Origin of the sequence: Streptomyces sp. NPDC086080 (genome assembly GCF_044540255.1) — a bacterium.
In the GTDB taxonomy this organism is placed as follows: Bacteria; Actinomycetota; Actinomycetes; order Streptomycetales; family Streptomycetaceae; genus Streptomyces.
In genome coordinates this window covers 33,034-57,020 of the sequence record NZ_JBITRU010000035.1, presented here as the reverse complement: position 1 = coordinate 57,020, position 23,987 = coordinate 33,034, and the positions used below count along the sequence as shown (strand labels likewise).

Genomic DNA, 23,987 nt, shown 5'->3' with positions numbered 1-23,987 from the left:
TTGTCACGTTCCACGTCGGGGCGCGGGGTGGCTCAACACCACCTGTCCGGTGGCGGGTTCACTCCTCGCCCATGGCGCGGGCCAGGCTCCGGGGCCGCATGTCGGTCCAGTGCTCCTCGACGAAGTCGAGGCAGGCCTGGTGGGTGTCCTCGGGGTGGGCGACGGTCCATCCGGCCGGTACGTCGACGGCCGCGGGCCACATCGAGTACTGAGCCTCGTCGTTGACCAGGACCAGGAACGTTCCCTCGGTGTCGTCGAAGGGGTTGCCCATCAGTTCTCCTCCTTGGTTGTCGCGTTGCGGGCGATGACGGCCCGGAGGTGCTTCTCCAGGACCGGGCCGATCAGCTTGAGCGCTTCCGGCGTCATGATCGTGCTGTGGCCGGTGGGGACCGGGTGGTACGTGATCTCGCCGGCGACGAAGTCCCGCCACACCTCGGGGTCGAGCACCCGTTCCCGTTCCTCGGTGGCGCCGAAGATCAGCATGTCGGTGTCGACCCGTTCCGGCCGGTGCCGGGTGGCGATGGTGATGTTGCGGTGCAGGATCTCCATCAGCAGCTGGAACTCGTCCTCGGCGACATTGCCGAGGACCGTGTTGGTGGTGCGGGCCAGCTCCGAGAACTGGGCGAAGGTGAGCTTGCCGCTCGGCAGGGCCGCCGGGTCGATGCCCAGCACTTCGAGGATGCCGGTGTAGACCTTGGCGGTGGCCTCGACGACCTGCTGCTGCTCCTCCTCGGTCAGGGGCCTCGCCGGTTCGGAGTCGAGCGCGACGATGAGCCCGACCCGTTCCCCGGCGGCCTCGAGACGGGCGGCCATGGCGTGTGCCACGACTCCGCCGAACGACTGCCCGAGCAGGTAGTAGGGCCCGGTCTTCTGCACCTGCCGCATCTCCTCGATGCAGTGGTCGGCGACCTCGATCAGGGTCTCCGGCAGTTCGCCGGGGTGGCTCAGCGCGTGGGACTGCAGCCCGTACACCGGGAAGTCGGGGCTCAGACGCAGCAGCAGGTCCGAGTAGGACCAGCAGATCGCCGCCCCGGGGTGGACGCAGAACAGCGGCGGCAGGGTGCCCCCGGTGCGCAGCGGGAGGAGTACGTCGAAGGCCCTGTCGGTGCCGTCGGAGCCGAGGTGCTCCGCGAGTTGGGCGACGGTGGGCCCGGCGAAGAAGGCCCGGACCGGGACCTCCGTGCCCATCACCTCGGCGATGCGGGCGATGAGCTGGTTGGCCAGCAGGGAGTGGCCGCCGAGGTCGAAGAAGTTGTCCTCGACGCCGATCTGCCCCAGGTTCAGCACCTCGGCGAACAGTCCGCAGAGGATCTCCTCCTGCGGAGTGCGCGGTCCGCGCCCCACGGGTGCCGCGATCTGCGGTGCCGGCAGCGCCTCCCGGTCGACCTTGCCGTTCGGTGTGAGCGGGAAGTCCTCGACTGCCGTCACCGCCGTCGGCACCAGATGCTCCGGCAGCGACCGGCGCAGGTCCTCCCGGATGCCGGTGACATCGGCGTCGAGGCGGGCGGGGACCACGTAGCCGAACAGCGCGGCGTCGCCCTGGCGGTCGGCCCGTACGGCCACGGCGGCCCGTGCGACGGCCGGGTGCTTGGCCAGCGCGGCCTCGACCTCGCCGGGCTCGACCCGCATCCCGCGGATCTTCACCTGGTCGTCGGTGCGGCCCACGTACTCCAGCTCGAACGTGTGGTTGAGGCGGCCGATGTCCCCGGTGCGGTACATCCGTGAGCCGGCCGGGCCGTAGGGGTCGGCGACGAAGCGGCTCGCGGTCGGTCCGGGCCGGTGCAGATAGCCTCGGCCCACGGCCGGACCGGCGACGTACAGTTCGCCGTCGGTTCCGGGCGGCACCGTCCGCAGGGCCTCGTCGAGGACGTAGACGCGCATCCCCGGGTTGGGGCGGCCGACCGTGACGCGTGCGCCGTCCGCCACGTTCAGGGGGTCCGTCATCGTGCAGGCGACGGTGGTCTCGGTCTGGCCGTAGACATTGATCACACGCCGTCCCGGCGACCAGCGGGCGGCGAGATCGGGGGTGAGGACCTCGCCGCCGAGGAGCAGGCCGCGCAGTTCGGTGAGGCGGGCCGGCGCGTCGGCGGGCACGCTGGCCAGCACCGACGGCAGCGTCACCAGGTGGGTGATCCGCTGCTCGGCCAGCACCCGGGCCAGCGCCTCGCCCGCGAGCAGGCCCGGCTCGGGAAGGACGAGTGTGCCGTGCGCGGCGAACGCCACGACGAGGTCCATCACCGAGGCGTCGAAGCTGGGCGAGGAGAGCTGCAGGACACGGGAGTCCGGGCCGAAGCCCCAGCGGTCCCGCCAGGCCTCGGCCGCGTCGGCCAGGCCCGCGTGGGTGATCACCGCGCCCTTGGGCCGGCCGGTCGATCCGGAGGTGTAGATGACGTAGGCGGGATGGTGCGGGTTGAGGGCGGCCGAGCGGTCGCGGTCGGTGGGGTTCGTGTCCGGCATGCCCTCCCATCGCGTGACGGTGGCCGGGTCGTCGATGTCGAACACCGGCTGCCGAGTGCCGAGTCGGGCGGCCCCGGAGGCATCCGTCACGACCAGGCCCGGCCGGGCGTCCGCGCACAGGTACGCCACCCGGTCGGCCGGGTAGGCCGGGTCGATCGGCAGATACGCCGCCCCGCTCTTGGCGATGGCGAGGACGGTGACGACCTGGGGCACACCGCGCGGCAGCAGCACGGCGACCAGGTCCTCCGGGCCCACGCCCCGGTCGATCAGGGCCCGCGCCATCCGGTTCACCCGGCTGTTCAGCTCGGCGTAGGTGAGGTCCGTGGCGCCGTCGGTCACGGCGATCGCGGACGGGTCGGCGGCCGCCCAGGTCTCGAACAGCCACGGCAGCGTTCCCGGCACGGGATCAGCGATATCGGCTTCCGCCCCGCTCGTCACGTCAAGTCCTCCGATGGGTTGGTGGGGAGAGTCGGCGACTTCGCGCAGCAACTCGGTGAACGCGTCGAGGAAGCCGCCGATGGTCGCGCCGTCGTAGAGATCGGTGGCGTACTCGGCGGTGAGGATCAGCCCGGCGGGCGTGCCCCTCTCGTGGAACGTCTCGATCGCGTTGACGGTGAGGTCGACCCGGGCCACTCCGGTCTCGACACCGTCCAGCTGCGGCCGCGCGGTCAGGCCGGCCAGTTCGAACTCGGCCGCCGGTGTGTTCTGCAGTGCGAGTTGGACCTGGAAGAGCGGGTGGTGCGCGGCCGACCGGTCGGGGTTGAGCTTCTCCACCAGATGGTCGAAGGGAATGTCCTGGTGGGCGTAGGCGGCCAGGCTGGTGTCACGCACCCGCTCCAGGAGCTGGACGAAGCTCGGGCCGCCGGAGGTGTCGATGCGCAGCACCAGCGTGTTGATGAAGAAGCCGATCAGGTCGTCGAGGGCGTCGTCGACGCGCCCGGCGACGGGTACGCCCACCGGGATGTCGGTGCCGGCCCCGCTGCGGGTCAGCTGTGCGCCGAGCGCCGCCTGGAGGGTCATGAACAGGGTCGCTCCGTTGTCGCGTGCCAGCGCCCGCAGGGCCTCGTGGAGGTCCGCGTCGAGGGTCCGGGTCAGCGTCGCGCCCCGGTTGCCTGCCTCCTCGGGGCGCGGCCGGTCGGTCGGCAGGGTCACCAGCCGCGGCAGGCCCGCGAGTCGGTCTCGCCAGTGGGCGAGCTGCCGGCCGATCCGGCTGTCGGGGTCGGTATCATCGCCGAGCATCCGGCGCTGCCACAGCGCGTAGTCCGCGTACTGCACCGGCAGCGGCGCCCAGGACGGGGCGCGTCCCGCCACGCGGTCCTCGTACGCCGTCGTCAGATCGCGGGCCAGTGGCCGCGTCGACCAGCCATCGGCGGCGATGTGGTGGACGACCAGCAGAAGCACCCATTCGTCGGGGCCCGTGGTGAACAGCCAGGCCCGCAAAGGGATCTCCCGCGCCAGGTCGAAAACGTGCCGGGAGGCGTCCCGGAGGACCCCCGTCAGCTCGTCCTCGGAGACCTCACGCACCGGCAGGTCGATGCCGTCGACGTCCAGGATGCGCTGGTGCGGCACTCCTCTCCGCTCGGCGAAGACGGTGCGCAGCGCCTCGTGCCGGGCCACCACGTCGCCCAGGGCGGACCGCATCGCGGCCACGTCGAGGGCACCGGAAAGCCGTATCGCCAGAGGCGAGTTGTACGTCGCGGACGGGCCCTCCAGCTTGTGCAGGAACCACAGCCGCCGCTGCGCGAACGACAGGGGCAGCACCTCCGGGCGGCGCTCCGGCACGAGGGCGGGCAGCGTGCTGTCGGGGCCCGCTCCCTGGGCCAGCACCGCGGCGAGCCGGGCGGGTGACGAAGCGGCGAACACCTGCCGCAGGGGCACCTCGACACCGAGGACGGCTCGGATGCGGCTGGTGAGCCGGGTGGCGAGCAGCGAGTGGCCGCCGAGGTCGAAGAAGTCGTCGTCGACGCCGGCCCGAGGCAGGCCGAGGAGGTCGGCGAACAGCTCGCAGAGGATCTCCTCGTACGGGTTGCGCGGACCCCGGTCCTCGGCGCCGGTGGTCATGAACTCGGGTTCCGGCAGGGCCTTGCGGTCGATCTTGCCGTTCGGGGTGAGCGGGATGCGTTCGATCGGTGTGATCGTGGCCGGGACCATGTGGTCGGGCAGCAGGGCCTTGAGGGTGGCGCGCAGTCCGGACACGAACTCGCCGGCGCCGCGGGCGAGGGAGGGCACGTTGGCGACCGCCTCCGGGCTGCCCGGCCGGTAGACGTCCGCGAGGGGCGCGTCGTCGCCGGTGTCGGCGAGCAGTACCGCGTCGTAGGTGTCCCGGTTCCTCGGCGACCAGGTCGGCACCGCCCGCCAGCCCCGGTCGGCCGCCCACCGGCGTATCCGTTCGGGATGCAGTGGGGGATCGGCCGGGTCGGCCAGCCGGGGGTTGGGTATCCCGGTCACCCGTGCCGGTGCCGTCAGCTCGTCCAGGGCGGTGACGTCGCGGCCCCAGAGCAGCTCCGGCAGGTCCCCCACCGGCCGCGCGGCGGCGGTGTGCAGCACCACCTCGTAGCGGTACGCGGTCAGTTCGTTGTCGGCGTCGCCGCGCTTGAGCAGCACTTCGACGCCGGTGAGCCGGGGGTGGCGGAAGGCGGTGAAGAACTCGGGGGCGAGGAGGAGTTCCTTCTCGACGGCGACCGCGTGGTCCACGGCGGACGCCCCCGATCCGGGGTGCCGGAACCGCTGGACCGCCGTGTGCAGCGCCCGCAGCAGTCCGTGGTGCCGTACGTCGCCGACGATGATCCGGCCGCCGTCGGCGAGCAGATCGATGGCCTTGCCCAGTACGTCGCGCAGGTAGTCGGCGCTCGGGAAGTACTGGACGACCGAGTTGAGCACGATGGTGTCGAAGTGGCCCCGGGGCAGCTCCGACACGTCGTGCGCGGGCCGGCACCGCAGGTGTACGTGCTCCCAGTGCCGTTCGCGCGCGTACTCCCGGAGTCTGTCCACGGCGGCGGCCGAGAAGTCGGTGGCCCAGTACTCCTCGGTCCGCTCGACCAGCGGGATCATCACCAGGCCGGAGCCGGCGCCGATCTCGAGCACCCGGCGGGGGCCGAACCTTGCCACTTGGTCCACGGCGGACCGCTGCCACTCCCGCATCTGGTCGATCGGGATGGGCGCCCCGGTGAAGGAGCTGTTCCAGCCCTCGAAGTCGGCGCCCGGCTCGCGCGGCAGGCCTCGGTAGACCTCGTGGTAGATGCTGCGCCATTCGTCGAGCTGGTCGTCGAAGTCCGCCGTGGTTCCCCCGTCGGCCGGTACGACGTAGGCGGCGAGCGAAACGGCTCCGGAGCGGTCCTCGCGCGGTACGACGACCGCGCGCGCGACGGAGGTCTGCGCGGCGAGGACGCGTTCCACCTCTCCGGGCTCGACGCGGAAGCCCCGGATCTTGACCTGCTCGTCGGTGCGGCCGAGGTACTCCAGTTCTCCGTCGGCGTTCCAGCGGACCAGGTCGCCTGTGCGGTACATCCGTGTTCCGGCCGGACCGTACGGATCGGCGAGGAACCGCGACGCCGTCAGGCCCGGACGCCGGCCGTAGCCCCGCGCCAGCCCCTCACCCGCGATGTACAACTCACCCGGCACACCCGGCGCCACCAGCCCGAGGGAGTCGTCCAGCACGTACAGGCGGGTGTTGAGGGCCGGGGGGCCGATGGGCATCGGGGGCTCGTACAGGTCTCCGGTCTGGCTGGCGACGACGGTGGACTCGGTGGGGCCGTAGGCGTTGACCATACGGCGGCCCGGCGACCAGGCCCGCAGCAGCTCGGGCGGGCATGCCTCGGCGCCGACGACGAGGGTCCGGAAGCCGGTCAGGTCCTGCGGTGCTTCCGGCGGCAGGGTGCTCAGCACGGACGGCGGGATCAGGGCGTGGGTGATGCGGTGGTCGGCGAGCACCCGCGCCAGTTCCTGTCCGGCGAGCCGGTCCGCCGAGGCGATCACCAGGGTGGCGCCGGAGTCCAGGGCCCAGACGAGTTCCAGGACGGCGGCGTCGAAGCTCGGCGACGAGAACTGCATGATCCGGCTGTCGCCGTCGGCGGCGCAGCGCTGCCGCAGCGTGGCGGCGAGGCTGGTGATTCCCCGGTGGGTGACGACGACGCCCTTGGGCAGACCGGTGGAGCCGGAGGTGTAGATGACGTACGCCGGGTTGTCGACCTCGACCGGCCGGACACGGTCCCGGTCGGCCGGGGCGTGCTCGGGCTGGTCCTCGAACAGTTCCGACCCGTCGATCACCAGAGCCGGTTCGGCATCCCGCAACAGATACTCCACCCGGGCCTGCGGATAGGCCGGGTCCACCGGCAGATACGCCGCGCCCGCCTTCCCCACCCCCAGCACGGTCGCGATCTGCCTCGCACCGCGCGGCATCAGCACACCCACGACGTCCTCGGCACCCACATCCCGCCCGATCAGATACCAGGCGACACGATTGGCGTACGCGTCGAGCCGCGCGTACGACCAGCTGACCTCCCCCTCGACCACCGCGATCGCGTCCGGAGTCGCCGCGACACGACGCTCGAACAACTCCGCCAAGGTCACCGAGCCGACATCGGCCCTCGCCGTGCCCCACTGCTCCAGCAGCCGTACCCGCTCATCGGCACCGAGCAGATCCACCTCGCTCAACCGGGAACCCGGACTCGTCACCATGGCTTGCAGGACACGCGCCCAGCGCGCCGTGAACGCCTCGATCGTGGCGCGGTCGTACAGATCGGTGGAGAACTCCACCACCCCGGTGAGACCGGCCGGACTGCCGTCGGGTGCGGCGGCCTCGGTGATGCTCAGCGACAGGTCGAAGCGGGAGGTGCCGGTGCCCTGGCCCTCCTGCCGTACCCGCAGATCGGAGAGGGTGAAGTCGGCCTCGGCGTTGTTCTGCAGGACCATGGCGATCTGGAACAGCGACTGATGCGACGCCGACCGCAGCGGGTTGATCTTCTCGACGAGGTACTCGAACGGGATGTCCTGGTGCGCGTAGGCGGCGAGGCTGGTGTCGCGTACCCGCTGGAGCAGTTCGGTGAAGGCAGGGTCGTCGGAGGTGTCGGTGCGCAGCACCACCATGTTGACGAAGAAGCCGACCAGGTCGTCGAGTTGTTCGTCGGTGCGGCCGGCCACGCCCACGCCGACCACCACATCCGTTCCGGCGCCGGACCGGGTGAGCAGCGCGGACAGCGCCGTCTGCAGCACCATGAACAGGGTCGAACCGGTCTGCCGGGCCAGCGCCATCAGCTCGGCGTGCAGTGCATCGTCGACCTGGAAGGTGCTGACGTCGCCCCGGTAACTGGCCGCCGCCGGACGTGGGCGGTCGGTGGGCAGCGTCACCTGCTCCGGCAGGCCGGCGAGCCGGTCCCGCCAGAACGTGAGCTGGCGGCCGAACTCGCTTTCGGGGTCGGTGTCGTCCCCGAGCAGTTCCCGGTGCCAGAGGCTGTAGTCGGCGTACTGCACCGGCAGCGGGGACCAGTCCGGGGTCCGGCCGGCCTCGCGCGCGGCGTACGCCGTCGCCAGGTCGCGGGCCAGCGGCCGCAGCGACCAGCCGTCGGCGACGATGTGGTGCAGGACCAGCATCAGTACCCACTCGTCGTGGCCGGCCGCGAAGAGCGAGGCCCGCAGCGGGATCTCGGCGGCCAGGTCGAACCGGTGGCGTGCCGCGTCCCTGACCTCCTCGTCGAGGTCGGTGCCGTCGGTCTCACGCACCGGGAGCTGGATCCTGACCTCGGCCATGTCCAGGATCCGCTGGTACGGCTCCCCGTCGTGCTCGCCGAAGACGGTGCGCAGCGCCTCGTGCCGGGCGATGACGTCGGCCAGCGCCATCCGCAGCGCGGGCACCTGGAGGGGGCCCGTCAGACGCAGTGTGAGCGGCATGTTGTAGGTCGGCGACGGGCCTTCCAGCTTGTGCAGGAACCACAGCCGCTGCTGGGCGAACGACAGCGGCAGCGTCTTGGGGCGCGGCAAGGGCACGAGGGCGCCCCGGGCCGGGGAGTTCGCTTCGAGGACCGCCCGTGCCAGCGCGGCCGGTGTGGAGGCCTCGAAGAGGGTGAGCAGCCTGACCTCGACGCCGAGTTCGGCGCGGACGCGGCTGATCAGCCGGGTGCCCAGCAGCGAGTGGCCGCCCAGGTCGAAGAAGCTGTCCTCGACGCCGACCCGGTCCAGTCCGAGGATTTCGGCGAAGAGCCCGCACAGGATCTCTTCCTCCGGTGTACGGGGGTCCCGTCCCCCGGAGGTCTCGAAGCCGGGTTCCGGCAGCGCCTCGTGGTCGAGCTTGCCGTTCGGCGTCAGCGGGAGCTCCGGCAGCGTCACGAGCGCGGCCGGTACCAGGTGGTCGGGCAGCAGCCGGCGGAGGTCCTCGCGTACGGACCCGGAGTCGACGCCGGGCCGCGCGGGGACCAGGTAGCCGACCAGCGCGGGCTCGCCCCGCCGATCGCCGCGGACCACCACGACGGCACGGGCGACCTCCGGATGCGCCGCCAGCGTGGCCTCGGCCTCGCCGGGTTCGACGCGGATGCCCCGGATCTGGAGTTGATGGTCGGAGCGGCCGAGGTATTCGAGTTCGCCGTCGGCGTTCCACCGGACCACATCACCGGTCCGGTACATCCGCGAACCCGGCGGACCATACGGATCGGCCACGAAGCGGGACGCCGTCAGCCCGGAACGGCCCAGATAGCCACGGGCCACACCAGCACCCGCGATGTACAGCTCACCCCGCGCACCCCGAGGGACCAGCCCCAGACCCGCATCCAGCACATGGACCCGCGTCCCCGCCAGCGGAGCACCGATCGGATGCGCACCCCCCGACAGCGGACGGCTCACCGACGCCGCCACCGTCGTCTCCGTCGGACCGTACAGATTCGTCATCCGCCGACCCACCGACCAACGACGCACCAACTCCGCCGAACACGCCTCACCACCCACCACCAGACTCCGCAACTCCGGCAGCCCGTCCGCAGCCTCGTCCGGCAACGTCGCCAGCACCGACGGCGGCACGAACGCGTGCGACACCCCCGCACCCGCCAGCAACCCGGCCAGCTCCTCACCGGCCAGCCGCTTCTCGCGGGCGACGACGAGGGCGGCGCCGGCGCCGATGGCCATCATCAGTTCGAGGACGGAGGCGTCGAAGCTCGGCGAGGCCAGGAGCAGTACCCGACTGTCGCTGTCGACGTCCGTGCGCTCCCCGGTGCCGGCGGCGAGCGCGGCCAGACCTCGATGGGTCACCACGACGCCCTTGGGCAGACCGGTGGAGCCGGAGGTGTAGATGACGTACGCCGGGTTGTCTACACCGACCGGCCGGACACGGTCCCGGTCGGCCGGGTCGTGCTCGGGCTGGTCCTCGAACGGGTCCGACCCGTCGATCACCAGCGCCGGTTCGGCGTCCCGCAGGAGATGTTCCACCCGGGCCTGCGGATAGGCCGGGTCGATCGGCAGATACGCGGCCCCTGCCTTGCCGATCCCGAGCAGGGTGGCGATCTGCGTCGCGCCGCGCGGCATCAGCACACCCACGACGTCCTCGGCGCCCGCACCCCGTCGGATCAGATGCCAGGCGACACGGTTGGCGTGCGCGTTGAGCCGCGCGTACGACCAACTGACCTCCCCCTCGACCACCGCGGTCGCGTCCGGAGTCGCCGCGACACGACGCTCGAACAGCTCGGTCAGGGTGGCCGGTCGTACCGTCGGCTCGGTGTACGCCCAGCGGGTCAGCTGGTCGCGCTCGCCGTCGAGCAGCAGGTCCACGGACCCGATCCGCTGCCCCTGGTCGCGTGCGACGGCGGCGAGGAACTTCAGCCAGCGCCCGATGAACGCCTCGATGGTCGCGGTGTCGTACAGGTCGGTGGCGTACTCGACGGCGCCTATGACACCGGCGGCAGCGCCTTCGGCGCCCTGCTGCTCGGCGAGGCTGATGAACAGGTCGACGCGGGACAGCCCGGTGCTGACGCCCTCCATACGGGTACGCAGGCCGGGCAGGCCGAAGCTGGTCTCCGGGTTGTTCTGGAAGGCCAGCAGCACCTGGAACAGCGGACTGTGCGCGGTGCTGCGCTGCGGATTGAGCTTCTCCACCAAGTGCTCGAAGGGCACGTCCTGGTGCGCGTACGCGGCCAGGGATGTGTCGCGCACCCGACGCAGCAGCTCGTCGAAGCCCGGGTTCCCCGACGTGTCCGTCCTGAGGACCAGGGTGTTGACGAAGAACCCCACCAGATCGTCGAGCGCCTCGTCGGTCCGACCGGCGATGGGGCTGCCGATGGGTACGTCGGTGCCCGCGCCCGAACGCGTCAGCACCGCGGCGAGCGCCGCGTGGAGGACCATGAACAGCGTCGCTCCGCTCCGCCGCGCCAGCCCCACCAGATCGGCGTGCAGGTCGGGGTCGATGCGGAACATGCGCACGTCGCCCGCGTAGGACGCCGTCTGCGGCCGCACCCGGTCGGCCGGCAGCGTCACCTGCTCAGGCAACCCCGCCAACTGCATTTTCCAGTAAGCGAGTTGACGTCCAAACATGCTGTCCGGGTCGGTCTCGTCACCCAGCAGCCGCTGCTGCCAGAGCGTGTAGTCCGCGTACTGCACCTGCAACGGCACCCACGACGGAGCACGCCCCACCCGACGAGCCGAGTACGCCTCGGCCAGATCCCGCGCCAGCGGCCCCAACGACCAGCCATCGGCCGCGACATGGTGCACAACCAGCAGCAGCACCCACTCATCACGGACCGTGCTGAACAGCCGCGCCATCAGCGGGATCTCACACGAGAGGTCGAACGCGTGACGGGCCGCCTCACGCAACACCCCCGGCAACTCGCCCTCGGAGACCTCCCGCACGGGCAGTACGACCTCACCGGCGTCGAGGACCCGCTGATACGGCACACCGTCCGACTCCGCGAACACCGTCCGCAACGCCTCATGACGACCCACCACATCACCCAGCGCCGCACGCAACGCCACCACATCCAACGCACCCGACAACCGCACCGCCAACGGCGAGTTGTACGTCGCCGACGGCCCCTCCAGCCGATGCAGGAACCACAACCGCCGCTGAGCCGACGACAACGGCAACAACGCAGGACGCGCCACCCGCTCCAACGCCAACTGCACCCGCCCCTGCCCCTCCCCCAGCACCACCGCCAACTCCGCCGGCGAAGGCGCCGCGAACAGGGCGCGGGGCGCCAGCTCACAGCGGAACGCCTTGCGGATGCGGATGATGAGCCGGGTGGCGAGCAGCGAGTGGCCGCCCAGATCGAAGAAGCTGTCGTCGGGTCCGACCTGCGGCACGTCGAGGACCTGAGCGAAAAGGAGGCAGAGCAGTTCCTCCTGCGGGGTCCGCGGCGCGCGGGTACGGCCGCCGGTCTGCTCGGGGTCGGGCAGTGCCCGCTCGTCGATCTTCCCGTGCGCGGTGCGGGGGATCTCGTCCAGTACGACGACGGCCGACGGCACCAGGTGCTCGGGCAGTTCGCTCTGCGACCACGCGCGCAGTTCGCCGCCGTCGAGGGTCCGGCCGGCGGCCGGTACGGCGTATGCCAGGAGCTGGAGGTCGTCCTGGGGGCCGGGGCGGACGATCACGGCGGCCTGGGCGACCGCGGTATGCCGGAGCAGCGCGGACGCCACCTCACCGGGCTCGACGCGGAAGCCCCGGATCTTGACCTGCTCGTCGGAGCGGCCGAGGTACTCCAGCTCTCCGTCGGCGTTCCAGCGGACCAGGTCGCCTGTGCGGTACATCCGGGTCCCGGCCGGACCGTACGGATCGGCGATGAACCGCGACGCCGTCAGGCCCGGACGCCGGCCGTAGCCCCGCGCCAGCCCCTCGCCCGCGATGTACAACTCACCCGGCACACCCGGCGCCACCAGCCCGAGGGACTCGTCCAGCACGTACAGGCGGGTGTTGGCGACCGGGCCGCCGATCGGCGTGGAGCCGGGCGACAGTTCCCCGCTCATCGACGCACAGACGGTCGCCTCGGTCGGACCGTAGGCGTTGACCATGCGGCGGCCGGGCGACCATCGCGCGGTCAGCTCGGGTGTGCATGCCTCGCCCGCCACCACCAGGGTGTGCAGGTCCGGGAGTTGGGTGGCGGCCTCGTCGGGCAGGGTCGCCAGCACGGTGGGCGGCAGGGTGAGGTGGGTGACGCGCTGCTCGCGCAGGACGGCGGCCAGGTCCTCGCCGGCGAGGCGGTCGGTCTCGGGCAGCACCAGGGTGGCGCCCGAGTCGAGTGACATCACGAGTTCCCAGACCGTGGCGTCGAAGCCGAGCGCAGCGAACTGCAGCACCCGGGAGCCCTCGCCGGCCCCGAGTCGCCGCTGGGTCGCCGCCATGCTCGCGAGTCCGCGGTGGGTGACGACGACGCCCTTGGGCAGGCCGGTGGAGCCGGAGGTGTAGATGACGTACGCCGGGTTGTCGACCTCGACCGGGCGGACGCGGTCCCGGTCCGCCGGGTCGTGCTCGGGCAGCCCCTCGAACGACTCCGACCCGTCGATCACCAGCGCCGGTTCGGCGTCCTCCAGCACGTATTCCACCCGTGCCCGTGGATAGGCCGGATCGATCGGCAGATACGCCGCGCCCGCCTTCCCCACCCCCAGCACGGTCGCGATCTGCCTCGCACCGCGCGGCATCAGCACACCCACGACGTCCTCGGCACCCACATCCCGCCCGATCAGATACCAGGCGACACGATTGGCGTACGCGTCGAGCCGCGCGTACGACCAGCTGACCTCCCCCTCGACCACCGCGATCGCGTCCGGAGTCGCCGCGACACGACGCTCGAACAACTCCGCCAAGGTCACCGAGCCGACATCGGCCCTCGCCGTGCCCCACTGCTCCAGCAGCCGTACCCGCTCATCGGCACCGAGCAGATCCACCTCGCTCAGCCGGGACTGCGGTGTGGTCACCATGGTCCTCAGCAGGCGTGCCCAGCGCGCCGTGAACGCCTCGATCGTGGCGCGGTCGTACAGATCGGTGGAGAACTCCACCACCCCGGTGAGACCGGCCGGACTGCCGTCGGGTGCAGCGGCCTCGACGATGTTGATGGAGAGGTCGACGCGGGAGACGCCGGTGTCGATCGAGGTGCCGGAGGCAGTGACGCCCGGCAGGTCGATGTTCTGCTCGGCGGTGTTCTGCAGTCCGAACAGGATCTGCACGAGCGGGTGATGGGCGGCGGACCGGTGCGGGTTGAGCCGTTCCACCAGGTACTCGAAGGGCATGTGCTGGTGGGCGTAGGCGGCCAGGGAGGTCTCGCGCACCCGGGTGAGCAGGTCGTTCAGCGTGGGATCGCCGGCGGTGTCGGTGCGCAGCACCAGCATGTTGACGAAGAGCCCGACCATGTCCTCCAGGCGCTCGTCGGTGCGCCCGGCAATGGGCGAGCCGACCGCGATGTCGGTTCCGGCGCCGAGACGGGTCAGCACGCCGGCCAGGCCCGTCTGAAGGATCATGAACAGGGTGGTGCCGGTTTCCCGGGCCAGGTGGACGAGTTCGGCGTGCTGTCGGGCGTCGAGGTCGAAGGTGACGGTCTCGCCGTGATAGCTGGCGACGGCGGGGCGCGGCCGGTCGGTGGGCAACGTCATCTGGTCGGGCAGTTCCGCCAGTTCTTCCAGCCAGTAGGCGACCTGGCGGCTGAAGACGCTGTCGGGGTCGTCGTCGGTGCCGAGGTGTTCGCGCTGCCAGAGCGTGTAGTCGGCGTACTGCACCGCGAGCGGCTGCCACGACGGCGCGATGCCGGCCCGGCGGTCGGTGTAGGCGGCCGTCAGGTCGGACACGAGGACCTGCAGCGACCAGCCGTCGGCGACGACGTGGTGCAGGACCAGCATCAGCGTCCACTCGCCGGGCCCGGTCGCGAACAGCCATGCCCGCAGCGGGATCTCACGGGCCAGGTCGAACTCGTACCGCGCCGCCTCGCGCAGCGCCTCCGGCAGTTCGGCCTCGGTGCTCTCCCGGATCTCCAGCTCGGGAACGGCCTCGGCCACGTCCAGGATCCGCTGGCAGGGGGTGGCACCCCGCTCGGCGAAGACGGTGCGCAGTGCCTCGTGCCGGGCGACGACGTCGGCCAGCGCCGTCCGCAGCGCCGGTACGTCCAGGTCACCGGAGAGCCGTATGGCCAGCGGGGAGTTGTAGGTCGCCGAGGGGCCTTCCAGTTTGTGCAGGAACCACAGGCGCTGCTGGGCGAACGACAGCGGCAGGACCTCGGGGCGGGGCAACGGCCGCAGTCGGGCCGGGACGGGGCCGCCCTCCACCAGCCGGTCGGCGAGTCGCCGGGGGGTCGGGGCGTTGAAGAAGGTCCGCATCGACACATCGACGCCGAGCGCGCCGCGTATCCGCGAGATCAGCCGACCGGCGAGGAGGGAGTGGCCGCCGAGGTCGAAGAAGTTGTCCTCGGCGCCGATTCGTGTGGTCCCGAGGACGTCGGCGAACACCGACCGCAGGATCTCCTCCTGCGGTGTGCCCGGCGATCGGTGGTCCGCGCCCGTGGTGACGAGGTGCGGCGTGGGAAGCGCGTTGCGGTCCAGTTTGCCGTTCGGTGTCAGCGGGAACTCGTCGAGCGCGACGACCGCGGCCGGTACCAGATGGTCGGGCAGTTCGCGGCGCAGTTCCTCGCGCAGCCGGGTGGCGTCGGCCGGTTCCTCGCCGCCCGTGACATACGCGTACAGCGTCTGGAAGCCGTGCTGATCGGGCCGGGCGACCACGACGGCCCGTGAGACGCCGGGCTGTCGCAGCAGCGTGGCCTCGATCTCGCCGGGCTCGACGCGGATGCCCCGGATCTTGACCTGGTCGTCGGAGCGGCCGAGGTATTCGAGTTCGCCGTCGGCGTTCCACCGGACCACATCACCGGTCCGGTACATCCGCGAACCCGGCGGACCATACGGATCGGCGACGAAACGGGACGACGTCAGCCCGGAACGGCCCAGATAACCACGGGCCACACCAGCACCCGCGATGTACAGCTCACCCCGCGCACCCCGAGGGACCAGCCCCAGACCCGCATCCAGCACATGGACCCGCGTCCCCGCCAGCGGAGCACCGATCGGATGCGCGCCCCCCGACAGCGGACGGCTCACCGACGCCGCCACCGTCGTCTCCGTCGGACCGTACAGATTCGTCATCCGCCGACCCACCGACCAGCGACGCACCAACTCCGCCGAACACGCCTCACCACCCACCACCAGACTCCGCAACTCCGGCAGCCCGTCCGCAGCCTCGTCCGGCAACGTCGCCAGCACCGACGGCGGCACGAACGCGTGCGACACCCCCGCACCCGCCAACAGTTCCGCCAGCTCCTCACCCGACAGCCGACCGGTTTCGGGCATCACCAGGACGGCGCCCACGTGGAACGCGGTGAGGAACTCGAAGACGGAGACGTCGAAGCTCGGCGAGGTGAGCTGGAGCACACGGCTGTTCCGGTCGATGTCCGCCCGCTCACCACCGCTGACTGCCAGCGCGGCCAGGCCGCTGTGGGTGACGACCGTGCCCTTGGGCCGGCCCGTGGACCCGGAGGTGTAGATGACGTAGGCCGGGTGCTCGACCCGCAGGGCGGTCCGCCGGTCGGCGTCGGTCGGGTCGGTCGTCGGCAGGTCCCGCAGCGCGGAGGCGACGGCCGGATCGTCGATCGTGATCGTGTCGATCCCGGTGGCGGCCGTCGTGATCGCGTCGATCCCGGCGACCGTGTCCGCGTGGGCGGTGTCGGTGAGCAGGACCTTGGGCCCCGCGTCCGCCATGAGGTAGCCGACGCGTTCCGCCGGATAGGCCGGGTCGATCGGCAGGAACGCGGCGCCTGCCTTGCCGATCCCGAGCAGGGTGGCGATCTGCGTCGCGCTGCGCGGCATCAGCACACCCACGACGTCCTCGGCGCCCACTCCCCGTCCGATCAGATACCGGGCGACACGGTTGGCGTGTGCGTTGAGCTGCGCGTACGACCAGGTGAGGTCCCCTTCGACGACCGCCGGCGCGTCCGGGGTCGCGGTGGCCGTGGCTTCGAAGATCGCCGGCCAGACCCGCTGCCCGGGGGCCTCGGCGTCGCGTCCGGACAGGGCGAGGACCGTCGCGTTCTCCTCGTCGGAGAGCAGGTCGAAGGCGTTGATACGGCGACCCGGGTCCTCGACTGCCGCCCGCAGCATCCGTACGAGGCGCGAGGTGAACGCCTCGATGGTCGCGGCGTCGTACAGGTCGGTGGCGTACTCGACGGCGCCCCGGATGCCCTGCGGTGAGCCGTCGTCGCCGAAGGTCTCGGTGATGTTGAGGGTGAGGTCGACGCGGGACACACCGGTGACGATCTCGTCGGGTTCGGCGCGCAGGCCGGGCAGGTCGAAGCTGGTCTCCGGGTTGTTCTGGAAGGCCAGCAGCACCTGGAACAGCGGACTGTGCGCGGTGCTGCGCTGCGGATTGAGCTTCTCCACCAGGAACTCGAAGGGCACGTCCTGATGCGCGTACGCGGCCAGCGAGGTCTCCCGCACCTGTCGCAGCAGCTCGTCGAAGCCCGGGTTCCCCGACGTGTCCGTCCTGAGGACCAGGGTGTTGACGAAGAACCCCACCAGATCATCGAGCGCCTCGTCGGTCCGACCGGCGATGGGGCTGCCGATGGGTATATCGGTGCCCGCGCCCGAACGCGTCAGCACCGCGGCGAGCGCCGCCTGGAGGACCATGAACAGCGTCGCTCCGCTCCGCCGCGCCAGCCCCACCAGATCGGCGTGCAGGTCGGGCTCGACACGGAACATGCACACATCACCCGCATAGGACGCCGTCTGCGGCCGCACCCGGTCGGCCGGCAACGACACCTGCTCCGGCAACCCCGCCAACTGCATTTTCCAGTAAGCGAGTTGACGTCCAAACATGCTGTCCGGGTCGGTCTCGTCACCCAGCAGCCGCTGCTGCCAGAGCGTGTAGTCCGCGTACTGCACCTGCAACGGCACCCACGACGGAGCACGCCCCGCCGCGCGCTCCTCGTACGCCGTCGTCAGGTCACGGGCCAGCGGGCCCAGCGACCAGCCGTCGGCGGCGATGTGATGCACGACCAGCAACAGCACCCAGGCGTCCTGGCCGGTGGTGAACAGCTCCGCCTTCAGCGGGATCTCACGTGAGAGGTCGAACGCATGACGGGCCGCCTCCCGCAACACCCCCGGCAACTCGCCCTCGGAGACCTCCCGCACGGGCAGTACGACCTCACCGGCGTCGAGGACCCGCTGATACGGCACACCGTCCGACTCCGCGAACACCGTCCGCAACGCCTCATGACGACCCACCACATCACCCAGCGCCGCACGCAACGCCACCACGTCCAACGCACCCGACAACCGCACCGCCAACGGCGAGTTGTACGTCGCCGACGGCCCCTCCAGCCGATGCAGGAACCACAACCGCCGCTGAGCCGACGACAACGGCAACAACGCAGGACGCGCCACCCGCTCCAACGCCAACTGCACCCGGCCCAGCCCCTCCCCCAGCACCACCGCCAACTCCGCCGGCGAAGGCGCCGCGAAGATCTGGCGCAGGAGGACCTCGACGCCCAGTACCGCGCGGACCCGGCTGGTCAGCCGGGTGGCGAGCAGGGAGTGACCGCCGAGGTCGAAGAAGCTGTCGTCGACGCCGACCCGTTCCAGCCCCAGGATGTCGGCGTACAGCTCGCACAGGATCTGCTCCTGCGGAGTGCGTGGCCGTCGGCCGTCCGAGACCATGACCTCGGGGTCCGGGAGCGCTCGGCGGTCGATCTTTCCGTTCGGGGTGACCGGGATCCGCTCGATCGGGGTGATCGTCGCCGGAACCATATGGTCCGGCAGCAGTCCCTTGAGGGTCGAGCGGAGTTCGGAGACCAGTTCGCCGACCGTACGGGCCACCGCGGGCACGTTGGCCTGCGCGACGGCCTCGGCGGGGCGGTACACATCGGCCAGCGGCTCCGCCTCGGCGGCGTCCGTCAGCACGACGTCGTAGGTGTTCCAGCGCTGCGACGACCAGGTCGGCACCGCCCGCATTCCGTGTGCCGCCGCCCATTGCCGCACCGTCTCGGGCTCCAGGTCGGGCCCCGCCGGGGGCGGGACCGCGTCCGCGCCGTCCAGCGCCCGTATCGCGGCCACGCCGTCGGCCAGACGGGGGTTCGGGATGTGCGTCACCCGCGCCGGGCCGGTCAGCTGGTCCAGGTCGGTGATGTCCCGGCCCCAGACGAGGACGGGCAGTTCCCCGAGCCGCCGCGCGGGGGCGGTGTGCAGGACGACCTCGTAGCGGTAGCCGGACAGTTCGGTCGACGCCCCACCCGCCTTGAGCGACACCTCGACACCGGAGAGGGCCGGGTGTTCGAAGGAGGTGAAGAACTCCGGGGCCAGCAGCAGTTCCTTCTCCACCGCCATCGCGCGCTCGACCGCCGCGCGCGCCCCCGGGGTGCCGCGGAAGGTGTGCACGGCCGTCTGGAACGCGCGGAGCAGGCCGTAGTGCCGGACGTCGCCGACGATCACCCGGCCGCCGGGGGCGAGCAGATCCATGACCCGTGTCAGCACATCGCGCAGATAGTCGGCGCTCGGGAAGTACTGCACCACCGAGTTGATGACGACGGTGTCGAAGCGGCGGTGGGGCAGTCCGGAGAGGTCGTGTGCCGGCCGGCAGGACAACCGCACGTGGCCCCAGCCGCGTTGGCGGGCGAAGTCGCTCAGGCGGTCGATGGAGACCTGCGAGAGGTCGGTGCCCCAGTACTCGTCGACCTCGTCCGCCAGCGGGGTCATCAGCAGACCGGAGCCCGAGCCGATCTCCAGGACCCGGCCGGGGCGGAACCGCAGCACCGCGTCCACGGCGGCGCGCTGCCAGGCCCGCATCTCCTCGACGGGGATGGGGCCGCCGGTGAACGAGCTGTTCCAGCCCACGAAGTCATGGCCCGCGTCACCGGAGAAGCCGGTGTAGACCTGGTCGTAGAGGTCGTTCCACTCGGAGAGCTGGTCGTCGAAGCCCTCGGTCGTCGCCTCGGCGGCCAGCACGGTGTACGCGGCCAGGGAGACGGCTCCCGAACGATCCCGGCGCGGCACCACCACCGCCCGCTCGACCGACGGTTGGCTCGCGAGGACGCGCTCGATCTCGCCGGGTTCGACGCGGAAGCCCCGGACCTTCACCTGCTCGTCGGAGCGTCCCAGGTACTCCAGTTCGCCGTCGGCGTTCCAGCGGACGACGTCGCCGGTCCGGTACATCCGCGCACCGGGGGCGCCGAACGGGTTCGCGACGAACCGTGACGCCGTCAGGCCGCTGCGGCCGAGATAGCCCCTGGCCAGGCCCGCGCCGCCGATGTACAGCTCGCCCGGCACGCCGGGGGCGGCGGGGCGAAGGGTCTCGTCCAGGACGTGCAGCTCGGCGTCGAACACCGGCCTGCCGATCGGTGCGCGTGCCTCGGTGAGCGGGAAGGTGTGCGAGGCGGCGATGGTGCACTCGGTCGGGCCGTACGCGTTCACGAACTCACGCCCCGGCAGCCACAGTTCTACGAGTTCGGGCGGGCAGGCCTCCGCGCCGACGCTGAGCATGCGGAACTCGGGCAGGCGGTCGGCCGTCTCCGGTGCCAGGGTGCTCAGCGCGGACGGCGGGATGTGCGCGTGGGTGATGCGATGCTCGGCGAGTGCCTGGGCGAGTTCGTCGCCGGCCAGACGGTGCTGACTGGCGATCACCAGCCGGGCGCCGGAGCTGAACGCCCACACCATCTCCAGGACGGAGGCGTCCACGCTGGGCGACGACAGCTGCAGTACGCGGCTGTCCCGGTCCGCCGCGCAGCGCTGCCGCAGGGTTTCGGCGAAGGCGGCGAGGCCGCGGTGGGTCACCACGACACCCTTGGGGCGGCCCGTCGAACCGGAGGTGTAGATGAGGTACGCCGGGTTGTCGACGTCCACCGGCCGGACGCGATCGTGGTCGGTGGGGTTGTCGTCCCGGCCCGGCCGCCCGCTCAGGAACCCGTCCTCGTCGACCCTGACCAGTTCACAGGTCAGGTCGGAGGGCAGGTCCTCGACCCCGGCGCGGGAGGTCAGCACCAGCCGGGGCGCCGAGTCGGTGATCACATGCCGGTTGCGGCCGGCGGGGAAGACGAGGTCCACCGGTACGTACGCCGCACCGGCCTTGAGCACTCCGAGGAGCGCGGCGACCAGGCGGGCGGAGCGCGGCAGCGCGATGCCGACCAGGTCCTCCGGGCCGATGCCCCGGTCGATGAGCCGGCCGGCGATGTGGTTGGCGTGCCGGTTCAGCTCTCCGTAGGTCCAGATGTCGGCGCCGTCGCTCACCGCGACGGCGTCGGGGGTGGCCGCCGTCTGCCGTTCGAACAGCTCGCTGAAGGTCAGCGGCTCGACGTCCCGCTCGGAGCGGCGCCATCCGGCCAGCCGGGACTGGTCGTCGGGGGTGGTGACGTCCAGGGTGTCGATCCGGCGGCCGGGGTCCGCCACGACCTGGCGGATCAGCTGGGTCCAGCGCGCGACGACGGCCTGTACCGTCGGCCGGTCGTAGAGGTCGGCGGCGTACTCCACCGTGCCGCTGATGCCGGCCGGGGTCCCGTCGGGTGTCGTGCTCTCCGTGACGCTCAGCGAGAGGTCGAAGCGGGCGGTGCCGGTCGGTACGGTCTCGGCGCGTACCCGGAGTCCGGGCAGGTCGAACGGGACGGAGGTGTTGTTCTGCAGGACCAGCGCGACCTGGAACAGCGACTGGCGCCCGGCGCTGCGGTGCGGGTTGAGGCTCTCGACCAGCTGCTCGAACGGGATGTCCTGGTGGCTGTACGCCGCGAGGCTGGTGTCGCGGACCCGGTCGAGCAGATCCGCGAACCTCGGGGAGCCGGACGTGTCGGTGCGCAGCACCAGCATGTTGACGAAGAGTCCGACGAGGTCGTCGAGGGCGGGCTCGGACCGGCCGGCGACACCGGCGCCGATGGCGATGTCGGTGCCCGCGCCGAGCCGGGTCAGCAGGGCCGCGAGGGCCGCCTGCAGAACCATGTAGACGGTGGCGCCGTTGCTCCGGGCGAGTTCGGTGACGGCGGCGTGCAGTTCGGCGTCCAGGGTGATCGGGACGACGCCGCCCCGGAAGGTCGCCACGGCGGGCCGGGGCCGGTCGCCGTGCACGGTGATCTCGTCGGGCAGGTCGGCGAGTTGGTCGCGCCAGTACCTCAACTGCTCGTTCAGGGGACCGGCCGGGTCGTTCTCGTCGCCGAGCAGCGCGCGCTGCCAGAGCGTGTAGTCGGCGTACTGGACCGGGAGCGGCAGCCACTGCGGGGCCGTGTCGTCGCGTCGCGCGGAGTAGGCGGTGACCAGGTCGCGGGCCAGCGGCGCGCCGGACCAGCCGTCGCCGGCGATGTGGTGGATGACGAGCATCAGCACGGACTCGTCGGGGCCGAGGACGAGCAGTTCGGCCCGGACGGGGAGCTGCCGCGCCAGGTCGAACCCGTACCGCGCGGACCGGCGCAGTTCCTCGTCCAGGTCCGCCGCGTCGATCCGGCGGACGGGCAGGTCCGGGCGTACCTCGTCAGGGTCGACGATCCGCTGGTACGGCTGTCCGTCGGTCTCGGGGAACAGGGTACGCAGCGGTTCGTGGCGGCGGACGACGTCGGCCAGGGCCTCGGCGAGTGCGGTGCTGTCGACGGTGCCGGTCAGGTGGAGCGCGAGCGGCATGTTGTAGGTCGCCGACGGGCCCTCGAGCCGGTGCAGGAACCACAGGCGCGACTGTGCGAAGGACAGCGGGATCCGCTCGGGCCGCGGCAGCGGGGTCAGTTCCGGGCGGGCCGGGCCGGCCTCCTGCCGCTGGAGGTGCGCGGCGAGGCCCGCCGGGGTCGGCCTCTCGAAGAAGTCCCGCATGTCGACGTGGAGGCCGAGGGCGCCCCGGATCCGGCCGATGAGCCGGCCGGCGAGCAGGGAGTGTCCGCCCAGGTCGAAGAAGTCGTCGTCGAAACCGATCTGCGGCAGTTCGAGGATCTCGGCGAACAGCGTCCTGAGCATGTCCTCCAGCGGGCTGCGCGCGGTCCGCTCCAGCCCGGCCGGGGTGTACCGGGGGTCGGGGAGGGCATCGCGGTCGACCTTGCCGTTCGGGGTCAGCGGCAGGCTGTCGAGGGGCACGACGCTCGCCGGGACGAGCGACGGCGGCAGTGTGGCGCGCAGTTCGTCGCGCAGCTGCGCCGCGTCCGTCGAGGTGGCGGGGGACGGCACCACGTAGGCGATGAGGCGCAGTTCGCCGCGGGTGTCGGCGCGTACGGCGACGGCCGCGTCCACGATGTCGGCCCGCCGCCGCAGCACCGCTTCGAGCTCGCCGGGCTCGACCCGGGCGCCACGGATCTTGACCTGGTCGTCGGCGCGGCGCAGGAACTCCAGCCGGCCGTCCGGGTGGCGCACGCCGACATCGCCGGTGCGGTACATGCGCGCGCCGGGGGGCCCGTAGGGGTCGGCGAGGAAGCGGGAGGCGGTCAGGCCGGGGCGGCGCAGATATCCGCGTGCCACGTTGGCGCCCGCGACATACAGTTCGCCCGGCTGTCCCGGGCCGACGGGTGCGAGCGTGTCGTCCAGGACGTGGACGCGGGTGTGCTCGATGGGGGTGCCGATCGGGGCGTCGGTGCCGGTCAGCGGTGCGGTGAGGGTGGCGGCGACGGTGGTCTCGGTGGCGCCGTAGCCGTTGATCAGCCGTCGGCCCGTCGACCAGCGGCGGACCAGCTCGGGCGGGCAGGTCTCGCCGCCGATGTGCACGGTGGTCAGGCCGGGCAACCGGTTCTCGGCGTCCGGCGGCAGTGAGGCCAGCACGGGCACCGGGAGAGTGACGCAGGTGATCCGCTCCTCGCGAAGCACCCGGAGCAGGTCGTCGCCGACGAGTTGCCCGGCGCGGGGGACGACCAGGGTGCCGCCGGTGGCCACGGCGGTGAGCAACTCCCAGATCGCCACGTCGAAGCCTGGCGACGCCAGTTGCAGAACGCGCGGGGTGTCGCCGGGGGCGTACTGGCCGGTGACGGTACGGGCGAGGTTGACGGCGCTGCCGTGGCTGACGCCGACGCCCTTCGGGGTGCCGGTGGAGCCGGAGGTGTAGATGACGTACGCCAGATGGTCCGCGGTGAGCGCATGGGCCCGGTCGGCGTCCTCGGGGTTGTCCTCGGGGTGCGCGGCCCAGGCGGCGGCGACGGACGGGGCGCCGATGTCGACGGCTCCGGGGAAGCCCATGCCCGTGCCGTCGGTCAGGACCAGGCTCGGCGCGGCGTCGCCCAGCAGGTACCCGATGCGCTCCGCAGGCAGGACCGGGTCGAGCGGCAGATAGACGGCGCCCGCCTTGAGGGTGCCGAGCAGCGCGGCGACCTGGTCGAGACCGTGAGGGAGGGCGACGCCCACCGTCCGCTCGGGCCCGACGCCCTGCCCGATCAGCCACCACGCGACGCGGTTGGCGGCCGTGTTCAGCTCCCGGTACGACCACGAGCGGCTGCCGTCGGTGATCGCCGGCGCATCGGGGTGCGCCTCGACCATCGACTCGTACAACCGGACGATTGTGTGCCGCGCGCCGGGCAGTTGAGTCGCGGCCGCTACATCAGCAGAGCTCATGCTCACTTCCATCGGATCGTCGGGGCGGCGGATCATGCGCGAAGAGC

Annotated in this window: 2 protein-coding genes; both read right to left on the bottom strand. The window is 71.8% G+C overall.

The window, feature by feature from the left end; genetic code table 11:
- Window positions 1-58: 58 nt before the first annotated feature.
- Window positions 59-271: an MbtH family protein gene (locus ACIF9R_RS31505; RefSeq protein ID WP_399985809.1), complete on the bottom strand. Its 213-nt coding sequence runs from the start codon at window positions 269-271 to the stop codon at window positions 59-61.
- Window positions 271-23,940 (bottom strand): non-ribosomal peptide synthase/polyketide synthase, encoded by a 23,670-nt coding sequence (locus tag ACIF9R_RS31500; protein ID WP_399985808.1) that lies wholly within the window; start codon window positions 23,938-23,940, stop codon window positions 271-273. Before ACIF9R_RS31500 ends, ACIF9R_RS31505 begins: the two co-directional genes overlap by 1 nt.
- Between the last annotated feature and the right edge of the window lie 47 nt (window positions 23,941-23,987).